General features: G+C 72.2%; 15 protein-coding genes. 8 read left to right on the top strand and 7 right to left on the bottom strand.

The genetic code is table 11. The features are described 5' to 3' along the window. Positions 1–46 precede the first annotated feature (46 nt). The 7 genes from AB0B58_RS08560 to AB0B58_RS08530 all read right to left on the bottom strand — a co-directional run bounded on the left by AB0B58_RS08560 (position 47) and on the right by AB0B58_RS08530 (position 10,157). Entirely contained in the window at positions 47–952 is a 906-nt protein-coding gene (locus AB0B58_RS08560; RefSeq protein WP_360219663.1) for a hypothetical protein, read from the bottom strand. A 269-nt stretch (positions 953–1,221) separates the two neighbouring features. Next, positions 1,222–4,368, bottom strand: a complete 3,147-nt coding sequence (locus AB0B58_RS08555) for a cyclic nucleotide-binding protein (RefSeq protein ID WP_360219660.1) — start codon at positions 4,366–4,368, stop codon at positions 1,222–1,224. A gap of 216 nt (positions 4,369–4,584) precedes the next feature. Next, positions 4,585–6,180 carry a trypsin-like peptidase domain-containing protein gene (locus AB0B58_RS08550; RefSeq protein ID WP_360219657.1) on the bottom strand — a complete coding sequence of 532 codons (1,596 nt, stop codon included), beginning with the start codon at positions 6,178–6,180 and terminating at the stop codon, positions 4,585–4,587. Between the two features lie 82 nt (positions 6,181–6,262). Then, positions 6,263–7,822, bottom strand: a complete 1,560-nt coding sequence (locus tag AB0B58_RS08545) for a HAMP domain-containing sensor histidine kinase (protein WP_360219919.1) — start codon at positions 7,820–7,822, stop codon at positions 6,263–6,265. A 14-nt stretch (positions 7,823–7,836) separates the two neighbouring features. Continuing rightward, positions 7,837–8,553, bottom strand: coding sequence for a response regulator transcription factor (locus tag AB0B58_RS08540; protein WP_360219654.1), 717 nt, complete (start codon positions 8,551–8,553; stop codon positions 7,837–7,839). A gap of 66 nt (positions 8,554–8,619) precedes the next feature. Then, a complete protein-coding gene (locus tag AB0B58_RS08535) occupies positions 8,620–9,396 on the bottom strand; it encodes a lysophospholipid acyltransferase family protein (protein ID WP_360219651.1) in 777 nt (258 codons plus the stop codon). Continuing rightward, positions 9,393–10,157 carry a GNAT family N-acyltransferase gene (locus AB0B58_RS08530; protein ID WP_360219648.1) on the bottom strand — a complete coding sequence of 255 codons (765 nt, stop codon included), beginning with the start codon at positions 10,155–10,157 and terminating at the stop codon, positions 9,393–9,395. The genes AB0B58_RS08535 and AB0B58_RS08530 overlap by 4 nt, the downstream gene beginning before the upstream one ends. A 108-nt stretch (positions 10,158–10,265) precedes the next feature. Between AB0B58_RS08530 and AB0B58_RS08525 the strand changes: the two genes are divergently transcribed. The 8 genes from AB0B58_RS08525 (at position 10,266) to AB0B58_RS08490 (ending at position 20,824) form a co-directional block, all read left to right on the top strand. Beyond that, on the top strand, positions 10,266–10,934 hold the full coding sequence (locus AB0B58_RS08525; protein WP_360219645.1) for a hypothetical protein: 669 nt from the start codon (positions 10,266–10,268) through the stop codon (positions 10,932–10,934). 28 nt (positions 10,935–10,962) lie between these two features. Next, complete coding sequence (locus tag AB0B58_RS08520; RefSeq protein WP_360219642.1) at positions 10,963–11,880, top strand: ATP-binding cassette domain-containing protein; 918 nt, start codon at positions 10,963–10,965, stop codon at positions 11,878–11,880. Then, complete coding sequence (locus AB0B58_RS08515) at positions 11,877–12,707, top strand: ABC transporter permease (RefSeq protein WP_360219639.1); 831 nt, start codon at positions 11,877–11,879, stop codon at positions 12,705–12,707. Before AB0B58_RS08520 ends, AB0B58_RS08515 begins: the two co-directional genes overlap by 4 nt. Before the next feature lie 167 nt (positions 12,708–12,874). Next, positions 12,875–16,594, top strand: coding sequence for a multifunctional oxoglutarate decarboxylase/oxoglutarate dehydrogenase thiamine pyrophosphate-binding subunit/dihydrolipoyllysine-residue succinyltransferase subunit (locus AB0B58_RS08510; protein WP_360219916.1), 3,720 nt, complete (start codon positions 12,875–12,877; stop codon positions 16,592–16,594). Positions 16,595–16,624: 30 nt separating this feature from the next. Further along, on the top strand, positions 16,625–16,840 hold the full coding sequence (locus AB0B58_RS08505) for a DUF6104 family protein (RefSeq protein WP_360219636.1): 216 nt from the start codon (positions 16,625–16,627) through the stop codon (positions 16,838–16,840). A gap of 9 nt (positions 16,841–16,849) precedes the next feature. Continuing rightward, positions 16,850–17,584: an AAA family ATPase gene (locus AB0B58_RS08500; protein ID WP_360219633.1), complete on the top strand. Its 735-nt coding sequence runs from the start codon at positions 16,850–16,852 to the stop codon at positions 17,582–17,584. A gap of 70 nt (positions 17,585–17,654) precedes the next feature. After that, positions 17,655–19,721, top strand: a complete 2,067-nt coding sequence (gene pta, locus AB0B58_RS08495) for a phosphate acetyltransferase (protein WP_360219630.1) — start codon at positions 17,655–17,657, stop codon at positions 19,719–19,721. Then, the gene (locus AB0B58_RS08490) at positions 19,718–20,824 is read left to right on the top strand and encodes an acetate kinase (protein WP_360219627.1); all 1,107 of its coding nucleotides are present in this window, start codon (positions 19,718–19,720) and stop codon (positions 20,822–20,824) included. The genes pta and AB0B58_RS08490 overlap by 4 nt, the downstream gene beginning before the upstream one ends. Positions 20,825–21,202 lie beyond the last annotated feature (378 nt).

Raw genomic sequence — 21,202 nt, 5'->3', positions numbered from 1 at the left:
ATCATCGTGGGCTTCGGCGGCCGTCAATACCAGAGCCGGGCCGCGGCTACTGGAAGACCGTCCGGTCCAGCCAGCCGTCGCCGTCGTCGTCGTACATGCGCTTCTCGAAGACGCCGTCGTGGTCCTTGTCGTAGTCGGCGTAGTCGACCCGGTTGTCGAGGTCCTTGTCCACCCCGACGAAGTCGGCCTCGCCGTCGCGGTTCAGGTCGACCCGGATCTCCGCGCCGCCGCCCTCGCGGCCGCGATAGGTCGCCTTGTCCAGGCGACCGTCGCCGTCGGCGTCCACCCGGTTGTCGTAACCCTTCGGCGGTGCCAGGTGCTCGGCCTCGGCCTGCCCCTCGCCGACGCCGCCCAGCGCCTCGCCGACCTCCTTGAACGCGTCGCCGAAGCCGCTGCGGGGCGCGTCGCCGAGCCGGGAAACGGCCGGCAGCTCGTCCAGGTCGGGTACGCCCTCGAGGTCCGGAGCGCCGTCTAGGCCGGGCGCCGACCCGAAACCGGACCGCGCGGTCATCTCGCCGCCGCCGGCGCCCCAGGCGTCCGGCGCCGAACCGAAGCCCTCGACCGCCGGGTGCTCGACGGCGCCGCGCGCGGCGAGCCCGGCGGCGCTGCCGAACTCCGACCACTCCCCCAGGGAGTCCCGGACCTCACCGGGACCGGCGTCCTCCGGCGCGGGGCCGAGGCCCTGCCGGGCCATGCCGCTGCCGAAGGTGTCGGACACCCCGCTCAGGTCACCGAACGAGGAGAACAGCCCGAACGTGCTCGACTTGCTCACCCGGTCCTCGACCACGGCCGCGGACGCGCCGGGATCGGCGCTGACCTGCTGCCGCAGCAGCTCGGCCTCGCCGGCCTCAAGTCGGTAGCCGGCCAGGGCACCGGCCGCGTCGGCGGCGAGGTGCGCCTGGAACGACGGGTCGGTGAGCAGCCGCTCCAGCACCGCGTCGAAATCGCTCATACGGACCACGTTAGGAGCCCGGGTCCAGTGCACACCATCGGGAGGGTGGTCAGTCCAGCTCCGGCATGGCCACCGGCTGTGGCCTGGGCCGACAGGTGCCGCACTGGACGGCGTCCTCGACCACGAGCGCCTCGGCCCGGCCACGCGACGCCGAACGACTCACCTGAAGGAGGTACGGCCCGAAGCGGGCGTGGTCCTCACAGACCCCTCGACCGCAGAACCGGCACGACCCCCGGGCTGCCTTGGCACAGAACCAGCAGAGCACTTCGTCATCCAATCACAGGTGGCGAGCTAGAGGTCGGTGGCGTCGTGCTCGGCGACGTCGGCGGCGTCGAGCTGGGCGTGGTCGGCGGGGGCGAGGACGTCGGGCGCGAGGTACGCGGCGTGGTCGGCGGCGGCGTGGTCGGCGGCGGGGTCGTCGTCGGCCGGGTCGTCGGCGGGTTGGTCGTCGGCTCCGGAACGTCCGGAGTCGGGTCGACCGGGTCGTCCGTCGGCTGCGGCACCTCGGTCGCCTCCGTCGGCGGAGCCGAGCTCGGCGTCGGCGACACGGCGTCGGTCGGCAGGTCCGACGGCAGCGGCTCGTCGCTCGGCGACGGGCTGGGCGAACCGGCCGGCGGCTCGACCTTGACGCCGTCACCGCAGCTCAGGTCCGTGCCGCTGGGCTGGCTCGGCGTGCCGTCGACGTAGACCCGCCCCGTGGCGACGCTCAGGCCGACCGGCTCGACCGCGTACCAGGCGGCGCCGCTGTTGGTGACCAGGCCCGCCGCCGGCCGGGACAGGGCCATCTCGAGCGGCTGATAGGCGCCGCTCGTGCTGGCGGTGTCGGCGAGCAGCCGGCCGGCGTCGAGCTTGAGGCTGCCGTGCGGCACCCGCTGCCGCCCCGCGTCGGTGTAGAGCCGGCCGACCGTTGCGCTGGAGCCGGCGCAGAACAGCGTCGCCGAGCCGCCCTGGAAGGTCAGCCGCCCGGTCGCCTTCGGCGGGACCGTGATGCGGGCGCCCTCATCGACGTACCGGCGTTCGCCCTCATCGATGGTCACGATCCGGCCGTCGATGGTCGCGGTGACCGTGCCGCGGTCCGAGGTGAGCAGCGCCCGGTCGGTGGGCATCTCGGCCCACGCCGGCCCGGGCACGAAGTTCATGCCCGTGAGCAGCAGCGCGAACAGGAGCAGCAGCAGGACGAGCCACCACATCCGGCGCTCGAAGCGGCGGTCGACCTCGGCGTCCTCGGTGCCGTCCGGCGGCCCGGGCGGCGCGGCGAGGGGCGGATAGACGCCGGCCGAGTGCACCCCGGACGCGGCCGGCCCGCTATCCGCCGGCCCGCCGGTCAGGTGTGCGGCCGAGCCGACCAGCGGCGGCAGGTCGGAGGCGTCCGGGATGACCCACAGTCGTACGGGCGTGCGGGCCTGCGCGACCATGCCCGGGTTGCCGTCGCCGACCGGGCCGACGAGCGTGCCGCGGCGCAGCTCGACCCCGTCGGGCATGGCGATGACGCCGGACTCCACGACGACGGCGTGGGTGGGGCCCGGCAGGACGACCGGCGCGCCGGGTTCGAGGTCGACCGGGTGCGCGGAGGCGATCAGCGCGAGCCGCTCGTCGCCGGCCAGCCCGGCCAGCGCGGGGGTGTCGGCGAAGAGCGCCTCCGCCTCGGCCCGGTCGGCGGGCGGCGGGCCCGGCAGCGGGCCGACCACGGTCGCGACCGTGGCCGTGGGAACGGAGAGCAGCGTGGTGCCGGCCGTGTGCCAGTCCAGCGAGGTCGAGCGGCCGGTGAGCGCGTTGGCCAGCCCGACGACGCCGCCGGCGCCGACGTGGTGGCGGATGGTGCCGCCCGGATCGCCCGGCTTGCGGGCCTGCATGGCGCCGTCCACGACGACGTACACGGCCTGCTGGGCAGCGCCGGCCACGACGAGCTGGGTGCCGGAGGCGGGCCGCAGCCAGCGCGCCCGGGCGGCGAGCCCGGCCAGCGCGGGCTCCGGCAGGCCGCCGAGGTCGGAGTTGCGCAGCGCGGCGAGCCGGCGGGGCGCGTCGGCCTCGCGCTGCTTCTCGGAGGCCCGCGCGCGGGCGGCGCTCCACCAGCGGGCGAGCCGTCCGGCGGCGATGTAGATCAGCGGCGCGCAGAGCCCGAGCACGATCAGCACCAGCAGCGCCTGCCCGGCGAAACCGCTGTGCCAGAGGCCGGTGGCGAGCCCCGCCACCCGGTCGGCCCAGATCCGGTACGCCAGGTTCGCGGCTATCGCCAGCCAGAGCACCGCCAGCACGCCGTAGAGGGCGACGATGCGCCCCTCACGGTCGAGCCCGGACCACGCCGGCGGGCGTCCCCGCAGGCGGCCGGTCACCCACGCCAGGCCCCGTCCGCGCAGGTTCGGGATCTCCAGCCAGTCCATCAGCAGGTAGTAGCCGTCCAGCGCGAGCAGCGGGTTCAGGTTGAACAGCACGTTGAGGTACCAGGCGAAGGCCAGCTTGAAGGCGAGCGGCCCGAGCGCCGGCACGGCCAGCCCGATGAGCTGCATCGACCCGGCCAGCACCAGGCCGGTGAGCGGCCCGGCGGCGGTGACGAGCATCCGGGCGCGGCGCCCGGCCATCCACACGTCGGTGGTGTCGACGAAGACGGACGGGATTCCGAAGAAGACCAGCACGCCGGCCGCGGGCACCTCCCGCCCGGCATGTTTCGTGGCCAGCGCGTGACCCAGCTCGTGACTCGCCAGGGCCAGCAGGTTGAGCAACAGCAGGACGATCGCGCCGAGCAGATAGGACCCGTTGGCCAGGAAGATCGCCTGACTGCCCCGCCACCAGGTGGCGACGAAGAGGCCGATCCCGGCGACCGCGAAGACCGCCATGACGATCATCGCGGCCCGGGTGAACAGGAACCGCCCGCCGCCGCGGTAGAGCGCGGAGACCACGCGGTCGATGTCGAAGACCAGCATGCGGCGGCCGCGCACCGCCGCGAGCACACCGCTGCCGAGGCGCTTCGGCAGCGGCTGACGCTCGAGCTCCTGCAACGGGCGGAACGCATCGACGGGAAGCTCGTCGAGCATCCGGTTGCCGGCCAGGTCGGCGACGACCCGCCGGACCTGGTCGGGTGCGAGCCGGCCGGCGAGCCGGGCGAACTCGGCGACCAGCCGGGCGACCGTGTGCGTGCCGTCCATCATCAGCGCGAGCTGCCACTCGTCCGGCGTCAGCCGCAGATAACAGGCGCGGCCGCCGTCGTCGGGCGAGCGCAGCATCACGTACGTGGCACCGCGCACGCTGGTGAGCTCGACGGCCTCGATGCCGGCGCGCAGCACGGGCCGGGCCCGTGCCGGGTTGAGCCGGTCGACCACCGCGCCCCAGAGCCCGGGATCGGCGGGGCCGAGCGGTTCGCCCGGGGCGCGTCCGGCCAGGGCTTCCCAGACACTCATCCGGGTCTCGACGTAGGTCACTGGGGTCGACCTTCCAATCCGCTATGGCGAATGGAGACTAAGCGGTCAGCCCGGGGATGGCGACCCCCCGATAAGCCGTTCAACACCAGAAATTGCGCAAGGTGGACAAATAGGTGCGGTGGGTGGTCGCGACCAACCCCCTTGGTCGCGACCACCCACCGCGGTGGGGAGGTGGTGCCGTCCGATGGCCCGGACGGCACCGGATGCGTTCGTGCGTCAGGCCGATTCGGCCAGCGTGGCGTTCACCGTCTGGCGCGCGCCGTTGCGGGTGAAGTCGATCGACACCTTGTCGCCTACCTTGGCGCCCTGCACGATGGCGACCAGGTCGTCGGAGTCGTTGACGGCCTTGCTGTCCACGGAGAGGATCACGTCGCCCTGCTCGAGGCCGGCCTTGGCCGCCGCGCTGTTCGGGGTGACCTCCTTGACCAGCGCGCCGCCGCCCTCGGCCTCCGTGACGCTCACGCCGAGCGCCGGGTGGCTGACCTTCTGGCCCTTCATCAGCGCTTCGGCGACGGACCGGGCCTTGTCGCTCGGGATGGCGAAGCCGAGCCCGATGTTGCCCGAGCCCGCGCCCGAGGTGGCGATCGCGGAGTTGATGCCGATGACCTCACCGTTGGTGTTGACCAGCGCGCCACCGGAGTTGCCCGGGTTGATCGGCGCGTCGGTCTGCAGCAGGCCGGACATCGAGGTCGCGCCGGAGTTCTGCTGCTGGCCGCCGAACGGGTTCTGCTGACCTTCCTCGCCGCCGGCCCGGATGGTGCGGTCCTTGGCGCTGACGATGCCCTCGGTCACCGAGCCCTCCAGGCCGAGCGGGCTGCCCAGCGCGAGAACGGTGTCGCCGACCTGCATGTTGGCGCTGGAACCGAACTTCGCCGGGGTGAGGGCCGAGACGCCTTCGGCCTTGATCACCGCGAGGTCCGTCCGCGGGTCGGTGCCGACGATCTTCGCGTCGACCTTCTTGCCGTCCGCGAAGATCACGGTCACCGTGCTGCCCTGCGCGTTCGCGACCACGTGGTTGTTGGTGACGATGAAGCCGTCCGCGGTGAGGACGACGCCGGAACCCTCGCCGGTCCCGGTGGTGATCGAGACGACGCTGTCCTTGACGGCCGCAACGATCGCGGCCATCGACGAGTGGTCGACCACGCGGGTGACCGACGAGTTGCTGGTCTGCACCGAGCCGGGGTTGTCGTCGTCGAACGCGAGCGCGGTGGCCGCGCCGATGCCGCCGGAGGCGAGGGCGATCAGGACCGCGGCCGCGCCGGCCAGGAAGACCTTGCGGCCCCGGCCGGTCCGCGCGGGCTCGCGAACGTCGGTACCGACCGCCTGCGCCCAGGCCGGGGCCTCGGGCGACGGCGGCGCCTCGCCGGGCACCCAGGTGCCGGGCAGGCCGGCCGGACCCGGCGCCGGGTGCTGAGGCTGGCCGGGGTAGGCGCCCGGGTAGGGCTGCTGGGCCTGGCCGCCCGGGTAGGCCTGCTGGCCGTAGGGGAGCTGATGGGCCGGGTTCTGGCCGGTGTGCTGCCATGGCGACGCGGTCCAGGGGCCGGGCTGCTGCGGGCCACCGGCCTGCGGCGCCGCGGCCAGCGGGAAGCCGGCCTGCGGCGCCGGCGACTGCGGGAAGCCGGCCTGCGGAGCGCCGGACTGCGGGATGGCGGACTCCGGCGCGGCCGGCTGGCTCAGCGCCGGCTGCTGGGCCGTGACGTCGGACTGTCCCCGCTCCGGGTTGCTCTCGCGGGAGGCGTCCGCCGGCCGGTGCGACTGCTCCTCGGAGGGGGAGCTCTCGTGCCGCTGCGGGTTGGTCTCGTACTCGCTCATGGGTACAACCATGCCCTCACCCGCTCCGATTGACCTGTGATACCCCTGGACGTTCTCTGTGAATGGTGCATGACCACAGAAGTCATGATTCGTCGGGAACCAGCGCGGGCAGGCTGACCCGGAAGGTCGCGCCCTCGCCGGGCTCGCTGATCACCTCGACAGTGCCGTGGTGCGCCCGCACGATCGCCGCGACGATGGCCAGCCCGAGGCCCGTGCCGGTGGCCCTGCGGTCGGTATGCCGTGTCCGCGCCTCGTCGGCGCGGTAGAAGCGCTCGAAGACGTGTTCGCGCTGCTCGGGTGAGAGCCCAGGGCCGGTGTCGCTGATCTCGATGACGGCCCGGTTGCCCGTTTCCGGATAGAGCGCGAGCGTCACCGACGCGTCCGCGGGAGTGTGCACCAGCGCGTTTGTCATCAGGTTGCCGATGACCTGCCGCAGGCGCGCGTCGTCGCCGTACGCGACCAGCTTCTCCGGCGACTCCCGGACGTCCAACTCGATCGTGCGCTCGGGCGCGGTGGCATGCGCCGCCTGAACGGCGTCGACCGCGAGCACCGTCAGCTCGACGGGTGCCAGCGTGATCGGCCGCTCGCGGTCCAGCCGGGCGAGCAGCAGGAGGTCCTCGACGAGCAGGCCCATCCGGGCGGCCTCGTCCTCGATCCGGCGTACCAGCTTGGCGACGTCCTCCGGATCGCCGACCGCGCCCTGGCGGTACAGCTCGGCGAAGCCGCGGATCGAGGTCAGCGGGGTACGCAACTCGTGGGAGGCGTCCGCGACGAACTGCCGCATCTTCTCCTCCGAGCGCACGGCGCGGGCCTCGGACGCCCGGGCGGCCTCGGCGGCGTCCCGCGACTGTGACTCGGCGGCGCGGGCCGCGGTCTCGGACAGCGCGCGGGCGGTGAACGCGGCCTCGATCTGGGCGAGCATCGCGTTCAGGGCCCGGGAGAGGCGGCCCAGCTCGGTCTGCGGCTCCTCCACGTCCGGCTCCGGATCGGGTACGCGCTGGGTGAGGTCGCCGGCGGCGATGGCCGCCGCGGTCCGCTCGATCTGCCCGAGCGGGATGAGGCTCTGCCGGACGATCGCCGCGCCGACCGCCGCGAGCGCGAAGAGCACGCCCGCGCCGACCAGCGTGTCGACCCAGATCAGCCGGCTGACCGCGGAGTCGATGCCGATCAGCCGCTGGCCGACGTGCAGCACGGTGCCGTCATCCAGGTACGTGATCAGCATTCGCCACACCACGCTGCCGTCGGCGGACTTGATCGTGAACGGCTTACCCAGGTGCTTCTCGACCTCTTTCCGGCCCTTGATCACCGGCGGCAGCTGACTCGCCCGCAGCGAGGGGTCGTACTTCGTGTCCTTCGGGTTGCCGACGCCGTCGACCGAGGTCGCCGCCACGTAGTAGTCGGCAGGCAGCACCAACCGCTCGTCCCCGCTGAGGTTCTCCAGCGTGACCGTGAACCGCTCCAGCCCGGCGTCCAGCCTGGTGATCATGTAGCTGTGCAGCGCGTACGTGCTGGCGGCGCTGATCAGGGTCAGCGCCGCGAACACCAGCGCCAGGACGGCGGCCACGAGCTTGGTGCTCAGCGGCACCCGGCGCAGGCTGGCGTGCAGCAGGACGCGTCTGCGGAGCCGGTCGGTGAGGGTCAGAGTCACGGGGTTGCTCAAGCCGCCGGTTTGCGCAGCACGTATCCGACGCCGCGGAGCGTGTGGATCAGCCGTGGCTGCACGTTGTCCACCTTGCGCCGCAGATAGGAGATGTACGACTCCACGATGTTGTCGTCGCCCCGGAAGTCGTACTTCCACACGTGGTCGAGGATCTGCGCCTTGGAGAGCACCCGGTTGGCGTTCAGCATCAGGTAGCGCAGCAGCTTGAACTCGGTCGGGGAGAGCTGCACGCGCTGCCCCGCCCGGTAGACCTCATGGGTCTCCTCGTCCAGCTCGAGGTCGGCGAAGACCAGGCGCGAGGGCTCCTCGTCGCCGGCCGTGGTGCGGCGCAGCACCGCCCGGATCCGGGCGGTGAGCTCCTCGAGGCTGAACGGCTTGGTCACGTAGTCGTCGCCGCCGAGCGTCAGGCCCCGGATCTTGTCGTCGGTGCCGTCCCGGGCGGTCAGGAAGACGACCGGCGTGCGGGTGCCGCCCTCGCGCATGAGCCGGATGACCTCGAAGCCGTCGAGGTCGGGCAGCATGACGTCGAGGACGACGAGGTCGGGAGTGGCGTTCTTGGCCGCGCTGACGGCGGCGCTGCCGCTGGTGGCGGTGCTGACGTCGAACCCGGCGAAGCGCAGGCTGGCGGAGAGCAGCTCGAGGATGTTCGCATCGTCCTCTACGACGAGGAGCTTCGCCTCGCTCTGCTTGCCCTGGGTCTGAGAAGCGGCCATGTAACCATCTTCACCCCGAGGGCTGCGCTTACGCTGCGCAGTACCTGAAAGTTTTCTGTGAGACAGCTAGGCGGCAAGATCAAAGGTGCCCGGCCGCAGCCCGGCCGTCGCCTCGGCCGCCCTCGCCAGCGATCGGCGGTCCGCGCCGGGCTCGGGGAGCAGCGCCGGCGCACCGCCGAGGGTAACCGTCAGCCCGCGCGACGCCGCCACCCGCCGGACCGAGGACCACAGGGTGTCCTCGCCGACGAAGGCGGCCGCCGGTGAGGCGTACCGGATGGAGACCGGCACGACCGGCGCGCCGGCGTCGACCGCGGCCTGGAACACGGCCGGCCGGAAGCGCCCGCGATCGGCGCCGCAGAACGTCGTGCCCTCCGGAAACACCGCGACCGTACGGCCGGCCCGCAGCGCCGCCGCGATCTCGGCGACCGTCGCCGGCAGGCTCTTCGGCCGGGTCCGGTCGACGAAGATCGACCCGCTCGCGACCGCGAGCGCGCCGATACCGGGCCAGCCGCGCACGTCGTGCTTGGCGACCAGCCGGACCGGCGCCACCGCGTGCAGCGCGATGACGTCGAGCCAGGAGACGTGGTTGGCCACCAGCAGGCTGCCGGGCCGCGGCGCGGGGCCGCGCCACACCAGCCGCACCCCGAGGGCCGCGAGGATGCCGCGGGACACGGCCCGTGCCGCGGTGTGCCGCACAAACGGCGCCAGGACCAGGGCCCATACGAGTACGCCGAACAGGGCCGACAACCGCAACACCGTGGTGACGGCTCCCGCGGCCCGCTCGCCGCCCGGCCGGCACTGCGGACCGCACGCGGAGGTGGGCTGCCACATCGCCGGGCTCATCGGGTCGCCCCGAGGAAGTGCCGCCGGTAGCGCGGGTCCATCCGGTCCATGGAGAACAGCACGTAGAAGTCGGCGCAGCGGAAGTCCGGGTCGTAGGCCGGCTCGCCGCAGACCCAGCTGCCCAGCCGCAGGTAGCCCCGCAGCAGCGGTGGCGGCAGGATCCTCGGGTCGCCGACGAGGTCGGTGCCGGCGAGCCAGGAGTTGCGCGGCCGGACCCGCAGCGCGGGCGGCGAGAGGTGCCGGGCGGAGACCCGGGCCCAGACGCCGGCCGCGGTCGCCCCGCCGTCCTCGAGGCCGACCGACGCGCAGCCGCCCAGCCAGCGCAGGTTGTTGAGGTGCAGGTAGCGGGCGATGCCGGCCCACATCAGGTTCACCACGGCCCCGGAGCGGTGGTCCGGGTGCACGCAGGAGCGCCCGGTCTCGACCAGCTGGTCGCGCAGCGGTCGGAGGCCGCTGAGATCGAACTCGCCGTCACCGTAGCGGCGCCCGGCCCGCTCGGCGGCCTTGGGGGTCATCATCCGGTAGGTGCCGACGACCTGGCCGGTCGAGTCGTCGCGGACGATCAGGTGGTCGCAGAAGTCGTCGAACTCGTCGGCGTCGCGCCCGTCGAGGGTGGCCCCGGGCAGCGTCGCGCCGAGCTCGGTGGCGAAGACGTCGTGCCGCAGCCGCTGCGCGGCCGCGACCTGATCGGCGCCGTCGGCGATGAGGAGTGAATAGCCGCTGGTCCCGGTGGAAGCGGCGGCGGTCATGAGTACCGTCATGAGAACTGTGTAGGGCTCGTGTCTGCCGACGGCGTGTCGGCCCAGGTAGTGGTGGATGACCGCTGTATGAACGGCTCTGTGTCGCACCCGTGTGAGAACGTCGGTGACATGCAGATCGCCTCCCGCTACAACGGCCCGGCCGGCTCGGGCAACGGCGGCTGGTCCGCCGGCGCGTTCGCCGTGGCGGCGGGCGCGGGCGCGGACGGGCGGGCCTTCGAGGTGACGCTCCGGGTGCCGCCGCCGCTGGAGACCCCGCTGACCGTGGCGGACGGCAAGGTCACCGCGCCCGACGGCGCCCTGGTCGCCGAGGTGGTGCCGGTCACCGACGCCGGCACCGGGGTGGCACCGGTCTCCCCGGCCGAGGCGGAGGCCGCCGCCGCCGGCTACCCGGGCTTCGCCGACCACCCGTTCCCCACGTGCTTCGTGTGCGGGCCGCGGCACCCCGACGGCCTCCGGATCTTCGCCGGGCCGCTGCCCGACGGCCGGATGGCCGCGCCCTGGGTGGTCCCGCCGGACGTGCGGGTGGAGACCATGTGGGCGGCGCTGGACTGCCCCGGCGGCTGGTCGGCACTGCGGGCCGGCCGGGTCTACCTGCTCGGCCGCATCGCGGTGGCCGTCGACGCCCTGCCCGCGGCGGGCAGCACCTGCGTGGTGGTCGGTGCGGCGGTTTCTGTGCAGGGCCGCAAGGCCGTGGTCGATTCCTCGATCTACGCACCGGGTGGCGAGCGCATCGCCACCGCAAGGGCCACCTGGATCGCCGTCGAAGCGGTAGGTTGATCCACCAGCCGAGCGGGAGGAGTGAGCGTTGCCGACAGGCTCCGAGGAGATCGTCGTCTCCAACCTCACCAAGCACTACAAGGCGCTGCGCGCCGTCGACAACCTGTCCTTCACCGTGCACTCCGGGCGGGTCACCGGCTTCCTCGGCCCCAACGGCGCGGGCAAGACCACGACGCTGCGCATGCTGCTCGGGCTCGTCACCCCGACCTCCGGCACGGCCACCTTCTCCGGCGTACGCTACGCCGACCTCGACCAGCCGATCCGGCACGTGGGCGCGGTCCTCGAGGCGTCCAGCGCGCACAAGGGCCGCAGCGGCATCAACCACCTGCGGATGATCTGCCTCGCGGCCGGGCTGCCGCGGCAGGCGGCCGACGATGCGCTCGCCCGCGTCGGGCTGACCCCGGCCGCCAAGCGCAAGTTCAAGGGCTACTCGCTGGGCATGAAGCAGCGGCTCGGCATCGCCGCGGCGATGCTCGGCAACCCGCGGGTGCTGATCCTCGACGAGCCGGCCAACGGCCTCGACCCCGAGGGCATCCGCTGGCTGCGCGACCTGCTCAAGTCCCTGGCCGCCGAGGGCCGCACGATCCTGGTCTCGAGCCACCTCCTCAGCGAGATGCAGCAGCTCGCGGACGACGTGGTGATCATCGCCGCGGGCCGGCTGATCCGGCAGGGCCCGGTCGGTGAGGTGCTCGGCTCCATGGCGGGCACCAGCCAGGTCCGGGTGCGCACGCCCCAGCCCGGCGTGCTGACCGCCGCACTCGCGGCCGAGCAGGCCGGCGTGACCACGCTGCCCGACGAGGCCCTGCTTGTCACCGGCCTGGAGGTCGCCAAGGTCGGCAACATCGCCTTCAACGCGGGCGTCGAGTTGCACGAACTCACCGGCGAACGCGCCGACCTGGAACAGGTATTCCTGCAGCTCACGGCCGGAAAGGCGGGAATTCGATGAACCTCGTCAAAGCCGAGCTGTTCAAGATCCGATCCACCTCCACCTGGTGGATCTTCGGCCTGATCTCGCTGGCGCTCTGGGCGCTTGCCCTGCTGGCCAACTGGGCGAGCAGCAACTTCACCGCGGACGTTGACCCGGCCGAGCAGGGGCTGACCGGCGACGAGGCCGAGCAGGTCCGGGTGGCGCAGGCGGCCGTCAACGTGGCGGCGAACCTCTACACGAGCGGCCAGTTCTTCGGCGTCCTGATGGTCATGCTGCTGGGCGCCATCGTCGTGACCAACGAGTTCTTCCACCTGACGGCCACCACCACCTTCCTGGTGACACCGCGCCGGGAGCAGGTCATCTTCGCCAAGCTGGCCGCCTCGGCCCTGTTCGGCGTCGGCTTCTGGCTCGTCACGACCCTGCTCAACCTGCTCTTCGTGCCGTTCATCCTGAACTCGCTGGACGTCGGCCCACAGCTGGGCGAGCCGGCGGTCTGGCGTGCGATCGGCCTCAACGCGCTCGCATACGCCCTATGGGCGATTCTCGGCGTCGGCGCGGGCGTGCTGATCCGCAGCCAGATCGGCGCGACCATCGCGCTGAGCACGATCTACGTGATCGGGACCTTCGGCGCGTCCACGTTCTTCCTCCTGCTCACGCCCCGGATCGGCGAGTGGTTCAGCAAGCTGCAGGTGCTGGTCCCGCCGCTGGCGTCGCAGCTGATGATCTCCGGAACCGAGTTGCCGGGCAATCCGCCCCGCTGGGTCGGCGCCGTCGTGCTGATCGGCTACGCGGTGCTTGCGGGCGGTCTCGGCACGTGGATCATGAAGCGGCGCGACATCACCTGATCGTGTTCGGCAGGTCACACGTCTCCCCTGCGCCTTGGCAGTTCGTCACACACTGGACGTCCGGATGGCCACGCAAATCTCACGGCGTAGCCTTGACGGCGATTCCTTTCGTCCCGTGTGACGAATCGTCGCGTGCTGACAACATGGTGAAAGAGGCGAACACGGCAGTGTCGACCCAGCAGACTTCGAATGACAATCCACTCGCGGACTTCGGACCCAACGAGTGGATCGTCGACGAGATGTACCAGCGCTACCTGGCCGACCCAGCCAGCGTCGATCCCGCCTGGCACGATTTCTTCGCCGACTACAAGCCGGCCATGGCCTCGGGCTCGATCGCCACCCCGGACGAGGCGACCGCCGCGAACGCGAAGGCGACCGCCGCCAAGGCGGGCACCGACGCCCCCGCGGCCTCGACCATCGCCGAGGAGAAGCCGACGGTCCCCGCCGCGACCGCGCCGGCCAAGGCCCCGGCGCCCGCCAAGCCGGCCGCCGCGGCGAAGCCGGCCGCGAAGACGCCCGCGCCGGCAGACTCCTCGAAGGTCACCACGCTGCGCGGCGTCGCCGCCCGCATCGTGCAGAACATGGACGCCTCCCTCGAGGTGCCGACCGCGACGTCGGTGCGCGCCGTCCCGGCGAAGCTGCTGGTCGACAACCGCATCGTGATCAACAACCACCTCGCCCGCGGCCGCGGCGGCAAGGTCAGCTTCACCCACCTCATCGGGTGGGCGTTGGTCCGCTCCGCGATCGCCCACCCGGAGATGAACAACTCGTTCGCCGAGGTGGACGGCAAGCCGGCGCTGGTGCAGCCCGAGCACATCAACCTGGGCATCGCCATCGACCTCGCCAAGAAGGACGGCACCCGCACCCTGGTCGTGCCGTCCATCAAGAACTGCGAGCAGATGGACTTCCGCAAGTTCTGGCAGGCGTACGAGGACGTGGTCCGGCGCGCCCGCCGCAACGAGCTGACCATGGACGACTACGCCGGCACGACGATCTCGCTGACCAACCCCGGCGGCATCGGCACCGTGCACTCCATCCCCCGCCTGATGACCGGCCAGAGCGCCATCATCGGCGTCGGCGCGATGGAGTACCCGGCGCCCTACTCCGGCATGTCCGACGAGACCCTGACCGAGCACGGCGTCAGCAAGGTCACCACGCTGACCAGCACCTATGACCACCGGGTCATCCAGGGCGCGCAGTCCGGCGAGTTCCTCAAGGCGATGCACGAGTTCCTGCTCGGCGAGCACGCCTTCTACGACGACATCTTCACCTCGCTGCGGATCCCGTACGAGCCGGTGCGCTGGGTGCGCGACGTCGCCCGGACCTCCGAGGGGCAGATCGACAAGGCCGCGCGGGTCGTCGAGCTGATCCACGCGTACCGGGTGCGCGGTCACCTGATGGCCGACACCGACCCGCTCGAGTTCGAGATCCGCCGGCACCCCGACCTGGACGTGCTCCAGCACGGCCTGACCCTCTGGGACCTCGACCGGATGTTCCCGGTCGGCGGCTTCGCCGGCAAGCAGAAGATGAAGCTGCGCGACGTGCTCGGCGTCCTGCGCGACACCTACTGCCGCCGGGTCGGCATCGAGTACATGCACATCCAGGGCCCCGAGGAGCGGCGCTGGATCCAGGACCGGATCGAGATCAAGTACACCAAGCCGGACCCGGACGAGCAGAAGCACGTCCTCAACCGGCTGAACGCGGCCGAGGCGTTCGAGACGTTCCTGCAGACCAAGTACGTCGGGCAGAAGCGCTTCTCGCTCGAGGGCGGCGAGTCGCTGATCCCGCTGCTCGACGAGGTGCTGCAGGCGTCCGCCGAGGGTGGCCTCGACGAGATGGTCATCGGCATGGCGCACCGCGGCCGGCTCAACGTGCTCGCGAACATCGTCGGCAAGCCGTACGAGAAGATCTTCAACGAGTTCGAGGGTCAGATGGACCCGAAGTCGGCACACGGCTCCGGCGACGTCAAATACCACCTGGGCCAGACCGGCAAGTACACGACGCCGGACGGCGAGCACAGCACCACCGTCAGCGTGGTGGCCAACCCGTCCCACCTCGAGGCGGTCGACCCGGTGCTCGAGGGCATCGTGCGGGCCAAGCAGGACCGCCTCGACCTCGGCCTGCACGGCTACACGGTGCTGCCGGTCCTGGTGCACGGCGACGCCGCGTTCGCGGGCCAGGGCGTGGTTGCGGAGACGCTCAACCTCTCCCAGCTGCGCGGCTACCGCACCGGCGGCACGGTCCACGTGGTCGTCAACAACCAGGTCGGCTTCACCACCGCCCCCGAGTACAGCCGCTCGTCGCTCTACTCGACCGACGTGGCGCGCATGATCCAGGCGCCGATCTTCCACGTGAACGGCGACGACCCCGAGGCCGTCGTGCGGGTGGCCCGGCTCGCGTTCGAGTACCGCCAGGCGTTCAACAAGGACGTGGTGATCGACCTGGTCTGCTACCGCCGCCGCGGGCACAACGAGGGCGACGACCCGTCGATGACCAACCCGCGGATGTACCAGATCATCGACACCAAGCGCTCGGTCCGGAAGCTGTACACCGAGGAGCTCATCGGCCGCGGTGACCTGACCGTGGACGACGCCCAGGAGCAGCTGCGCGACTACCAGTCGCAGCTGGAGCAGGTCTTCAAGGCGACCCGGGACTCGGCCGGTTCCCCGCCGCGTCCCCGGCCGACCCGGACGGACGAGCCCGAGCCGCAGGTCGACACCGCGATCGACCCCGCCAGCGTGCGGGCGGTCGGCCAGGCCCACCTGGATCTGCCCGACGGCTTCGCGCCGCACAAGCGGGTACAGCAACTGCTCGACCGGCGCGCCAAGATGTCCGCCGACGGCGGCATCGACTGGGGCTTCGGCGAGCTGATCGCGTTCGGCTCGCTGCTCGCCCAGGGCGTCACCGTGCGCCTCGCCGGCCAGGACTCGCGCCGCGGCACGTTCACCTCGCGGCACGCCGCGATCGTGGACTCACGGACCGGCGAGGCCTTCCTGCCGCTCACCACGCTGGCCACCGGCAGCGCGCGCTTCTTCGTCCACGACTCGCTGCTCAGCGAGTACGCGGCGATGGGCTTCGAGTACGGCTACTCGGTCGAGAACCCCGAGGCGCTGGTGCTCTGGGAGGCGCAGTTCGGCGACTTCGTCAACGGCGCACAGTCGATCGTGGACGAGTTCATCTCCTCCGGCGAGGTCAAGTGGGGCCAGCAGTCCTCGGTCGTGCTGCTGCTCCCGCACGGCCAGGAGGGCCAGGGCCCGGACCACTCGTCGGGCCGCCCGGAGCGGTTCCTGCAGCTCTGCGCGCAGGACAACATGCGGGTCGCCAACCCGACCACCCCGGCGAACTACTTCCACCTGCTGCGCCGGCAGGCCCTGTCGGCCAAGCGCAAGCCGCTGATCGTCTTCTCGCCGAAGTCGCTGCTGCGGCACAAGCTCGCGGTGTCGTCGGTCTCCGACTTCACCACGGGAACGTTCCAGCCGATCGTCGGCGACGCCGGCGTGAACGGCACGCCGCTGGACGACGGCGCGGTGAAGCGGGTCCTGCTCTGCTCGGGCAAGGTCTACTACGACCTGTTCCAGGCACGGGCGGAGCGCGGCATCACCGACACGGCGATCATCCGGATGGAGCAGATCTACCCGCTGCCGGTCGAGGAGCTGAAGGCCGTGCTGAACCGGTACCCGAACGCGGAGGACTTCGCGTGGGTGCAGGAGGAGCCGGCCAACCAGGGCGCCTGGTCGTTCGTGGCCCTCAACCTGCTCGAGCACCTCGACGGCGTGCGCCTGCGCCGGATCTCGCGCCCGGCGGCGGCCGCACCGGCCGTCGGCTCGGCGAAGCTGCACGAGGCCGAGCAGTCGGCCCTGATCGAGGCGGCGCTCCCGCGCCCGTGACCGTCTGTTAGAAAAAGGGCGCCCCGCAACATGCCGCGGGGCGCCCTTTCACCTTTGGGAGAGACCGTGTACTTCACCGACCGTGGCATCGAGGAACTGGTCGAGCGGCGCGGCGAGGAGTCCGTGACGCTGGAGTGGGTGGGCGAGCAGCTCCGGAACTTCGTCGACGCCCACCCCGAGTTCGAGACGCCGATCGAGCGCTTCGCGACGTGGCTGGCCCGCGGCGACGAGGACGACGAGGAGTAGGCCGCGGCGTTGAGCAGAGCACCCGGCCGGGAACCGGGGCCGATCCGCCGCGTCGAGGCGGACCTCGGCGCCGAGGTCGACCGCGACGCCTGGTGGGCGAGGATCCCGGCGATCGCGGCCGTCCTGGAACACGGCCTCAACATCCCGGCCGGCGTGACGTTCCTGGTTGGCGAGAACGGCTCCGGGAAGTCGACGCTTGTCGAGGCCCTGGCGGCCGTGCACGGCCTGAACCCGGAGGGCGGCTCACGCGGCGCCCGGCACAGCACCCGGGTGACCGAATCGCCGCTGGGCTCGGCCCTGCGGGTGATCCGCACGCCGGGCCGGGCGGCGAACGCGTACTTCCTGCGTGCGGAGACCACGCACGGCCTGTACACCTACCTCGAGGCGCTGCCGGGCCCGAATCCGGACACCGACCTGCACGACCGCAGCCACGGTGAGGGCTTCCTGGAGCTGCTGGACCGCAAGTTCCGGGGGTACGGCTTCTACCTGATGGACGAGCCGGAGGCCCCGCTGTCGTTCACCTCGACGCTCGGCCTGCTCGCCCGCCTGGACGCGTTGCGCGGGCAAGGCGCGCAGGTGGTCGTGGCGACGCACTCGCCGGTGCTGACGGCGCTGCCGGACGCGACGATCCTGGAGCTGGGCGATCACGGGATCCGCCGGGTGAAGTGGGACGAGCTGGAGATCGTCGCGCACTGGCGCCGCTTCCTCGAACGCCCGGACGGCTACCTTCGCGCGCTGCTCTGACAGCCGGCCGCTATCCACAGGGTCCGGCGACATCGGGGTGGGATCATGGGCCGCCCGGTAGGTTGAGGACGTGGCAAGCAGCGTCTACGTCGCCGGGCTCAGTCCCGGCGTCGGGAAGAGCACCGTCGCCCTCGGGCTGGTCGAGCTCCTGTCCCGGCAGGTCGCCCGCATCGGCGTCTTCCGGCCGCTGGTGCCCGGCACCGGCGCGGACCCGCTGCTGACCCTGCTCACCACCCGCTACCCCGTCGTCGCGCCCTACCCCGAGTCGTTCGGCGTCACCATGACCGAGGCCGCCGCGCTGGTGTCCGACGGCAAGCGGGAGGAGCTCATCTCCCGGATAGTCGAGCGTTACCGCGAGGTCGAGCGGCGCTGCGGCTCCGTGGTCGTGATCGGCAGCGACTTCTCCGACGGGCAGGACGACGGGCAGGACGAGATCCCCCGCGAGCTGGCCTTCGACGCACGGCTCGCGACCGAGTTCGGCAGCGTGGTGGTTCCCGTCGTCGGCTGCCAGGGGCGGCGCCCGGACCTGAACGCGACGGTCCGCTCGGCATACCACTCCCTTGTGGAGCTCAACGCGACCGTCCTGGCGGTGATCGCCAACCGGGTGCCCGAAGGCGTGGCGCCCCCCGGCGGCCTGCCGGTACCGGTCTGGGCCATCCCCGAGGTTCCCGCGGTCGCCGCGCCGACCGTCGCGGAGGTCGCGGCCGCCCTCGACGCGACCATCGTGACCGGCGGCGACGCCGCCCTCGACCGCGACGTCCTCGACTACGTCGTCGGCGCCGCACACGTGCCGGCCCTGCTCGACCACCTGACCGACGGCGCGCTGTTGATCACCCCCGGCGACCGGGCCGACCTGCTCGTCGCGGCGAGCGCCGCGCACGCCGCCGGCAACGTGACGCTCGCCGGTCTGGTGCTGACCCTCGGGGAGCTTCCCGACCCCCGCGCCGTCCGGGTGATCGAGCGCCTCAACACCGGCCTGGCGATGCTGGTCGTGCGCTCGGACAGCTACCACACCATCAGCGCCGCGGGCCGGATCGAGGCGAAACTCAGCGCCGACACCCCCCGCAAGGTGGAGGCGGCGCTCGGCGCGTTCGAGGCCCATGTGGACACCGCCGAGCTGACCCGGCTGCTCGACGTCACCCGCTCCGGCAGGGTGACGCCGCTGATGTTCGAGAACGACCTGATCGACCGGGCACGCGCCGACCGCCGCCACCTCGTGCTGCCGGAGGGCACCGACGAGCGCATCCTGCGCGCGACCGAGACCCTGCTGCGGCGCGGCGTCGCCGACCTCACCCTGCTCGGCGACCCCGCCGAGATCACCCGGCGGGCCCGTGAGATCGGCGTCGAGATCGGTGCCGCCCGGCTGGTCGACCCGGCCGCCAGCGGATGGCGCGACGCCTTCGCCGAGCGCTACGCGGAGCTGCGCAGGCACAAGGCCGTCACGCTCGACCTGGCATACGACGTGGTCCGCGACGCCAACTACTTCGGCACCCTGATGGTCGCCGCGGGGCTCGCCGACGGCATGGTCTCGGGGGCCAGTCACACGACCGCCGCGACCATCCGGCCCGCATTCGAGATCATCAAGACGGTGCCCGAGGTCTCGGTCGCGTCCAGCGTGTTCTTCATGCTGCTGGCCGACCGCGTGCTCGTCTACGGCGACTGCGCGGTCAACCCCGACCCGGACGCCGCCCAGCTCGCCGACATCGCGTTGTCGTCCGCGCAGACCGCGGCGGCGTTCGGCATCGAGCCGCGGGTGGCCATGCTCTCCTACTCGACCGGCAGCTCGGGCTCGGGCGCCGACGTGGAGAAGGTGGCCGCCGCGACCGCCCTGGTCCGGCAGCGCCGCCCCGACCTACCCGTGGAGGGACCCATTCAGTACGACGCGGCAATCGATCCCGGGGTGGCGGCGACCAAGCTGCCCGACAGCCTGGTCGCCGGCAAGGCGACGGTGTTCGTCTTCCCCGATCTGAGCTCGGGCAACAACACCTACAAGGCGGTGCAGCGTTCGGCGAACGCCGTGGCGGTCGGGCCGGTCATGCAGGGCCTGCGGCGGCCGGTCAACGACCTGTCCCGGGGCGCGACGGTCAAGGACATCGTCAACACGGTGGCGATCACGGCGATCCAGGCCAGCTCATGAAAATCCTCGTGCTCAACAGCGGCTCCTCCTCGGTGAAATATCGACTCTTCGACGGCACCGCGACGCTGGCCAAGGGCCTGATCGAGCGGATCGGCGAGCAGGACGGCGAGGTGGCCGACCACGAAGCGGCCCTGCAGCGGGTCATGTCCTCTGTCGACCTCGCCGGGCTCGACGCCGTCGGGCACCGCGTCGTGCACGGCGGCGCCGAGTTCGCCGAGGCGACGCTGGTCGACGACGTCCTGGTCGCGACGGTCGAGCGGCTCGTCCCGCTCGCACCGCTGCACAACCCCGCGGCGCTCAGCGGCATCGCGGTGGCCCGAAAGCTGCTGCCGGACGTACCGCAGGTGGCGGTCTTCGACACGGCGTTCCACCAGACGATCCCGCCGGAGGGCACGACGTACGCGATCGACGCGTCGCTGGCCGACCGGTGGCAGATCCGCCGCTACGGCTTCCACGGCACGTCGCACGCCTACGTGGCGCGCAAGACCGCCGAACTGCTCGGGCTCCCGTCGGCCACGGCCAAGGTGATCACGCTGCATCTCGGCAACGGCGCGAGCGCCTGTGCGGTCGACGGCGGCCGCAGCGTAGCGACCTCGATGGGCATGTCGCCGCTGGCCGGGCTCGTGATGGGCACCCGCTGCGGCGACATCGACCCGACGGTGATCTTCCATCTGCACCGGGTCGCGGGCCTGCCGGTCGAGGAGATCGAGCGGTCGCTGACCCGCTCCGCGGGCATGCAGGGCCTCACCGGCGACAACGACATGCGATCGGTGGAGCATCGCTGGGAGCAGGGGGACCCCGCGGCGACGCTCGCCTTCGACCTCTACTGCCGGCGCATCAAGGAATACGTGGGGATGTACCTGGCGGTGCTGGGCCGCGCCGACGCGATCGCTTTCACGGCCGGCGTCGGGGAGAAGTCCCCGGAGGTCCGCGCGGCCTCGCTGGCGGGCCTGACGGCCCTGGGCATAGCGATCGACGAGGACCGCAACGCCCGCAGCGACCGCATCATCTCGCCGGAGGGCGCGGCGGTGACGGTGTGCGTGGTCCCGACGGACGAGGAGCTCGAGATCGCCGGCCAGGTCGCCGCCGTGCTCTCCCGCTGAGCCAAAGCACGGCACCCGCCCAACGCCGCGGCCCACGGCGCGACGGCCTCGACGCCGGGCAGACGCGACAGCGCGGAGGCCCGGGACGGCGCGGAAGCCGCCCGCCCGAAGCCGTGCACCGCGGCAACGCGGCAGGCACCGCGGAAGCGGGCACCCCCGCAGGCAACGCGAAAGCGGGCAACGCCACAGGCAACGCGAAAGCGGGCAACGCCACAGGCAACGCGGAAACGGGCAGCCCCGCAGGCAACGCGGAAGCAGGCAACGCCGCGGGCAGCGCGGAAGCAGGCAACGCCGCGGGCAGCGCGGAAGCGGGCAGCGCGGAAGCGGGCAGCGCGGAAGCGGGCAGCGCGGAAGGGGTAGCGCGGGCGGGCCGGCGGG

This window comes from Actinoplanes sp. NPDC049118, from assembly GCF_040648555.1.
GTDB lineage: Bacteria > Actinomycetota > Actinomycetes > Mycobacteriales > Micromonosporaceae > Actinoplanes.
The sequence above is the reverse complement of the archived record's forward strand: the minus strand, read 5'-3'. Positions and strand labels throughout refer to the sequence as shown.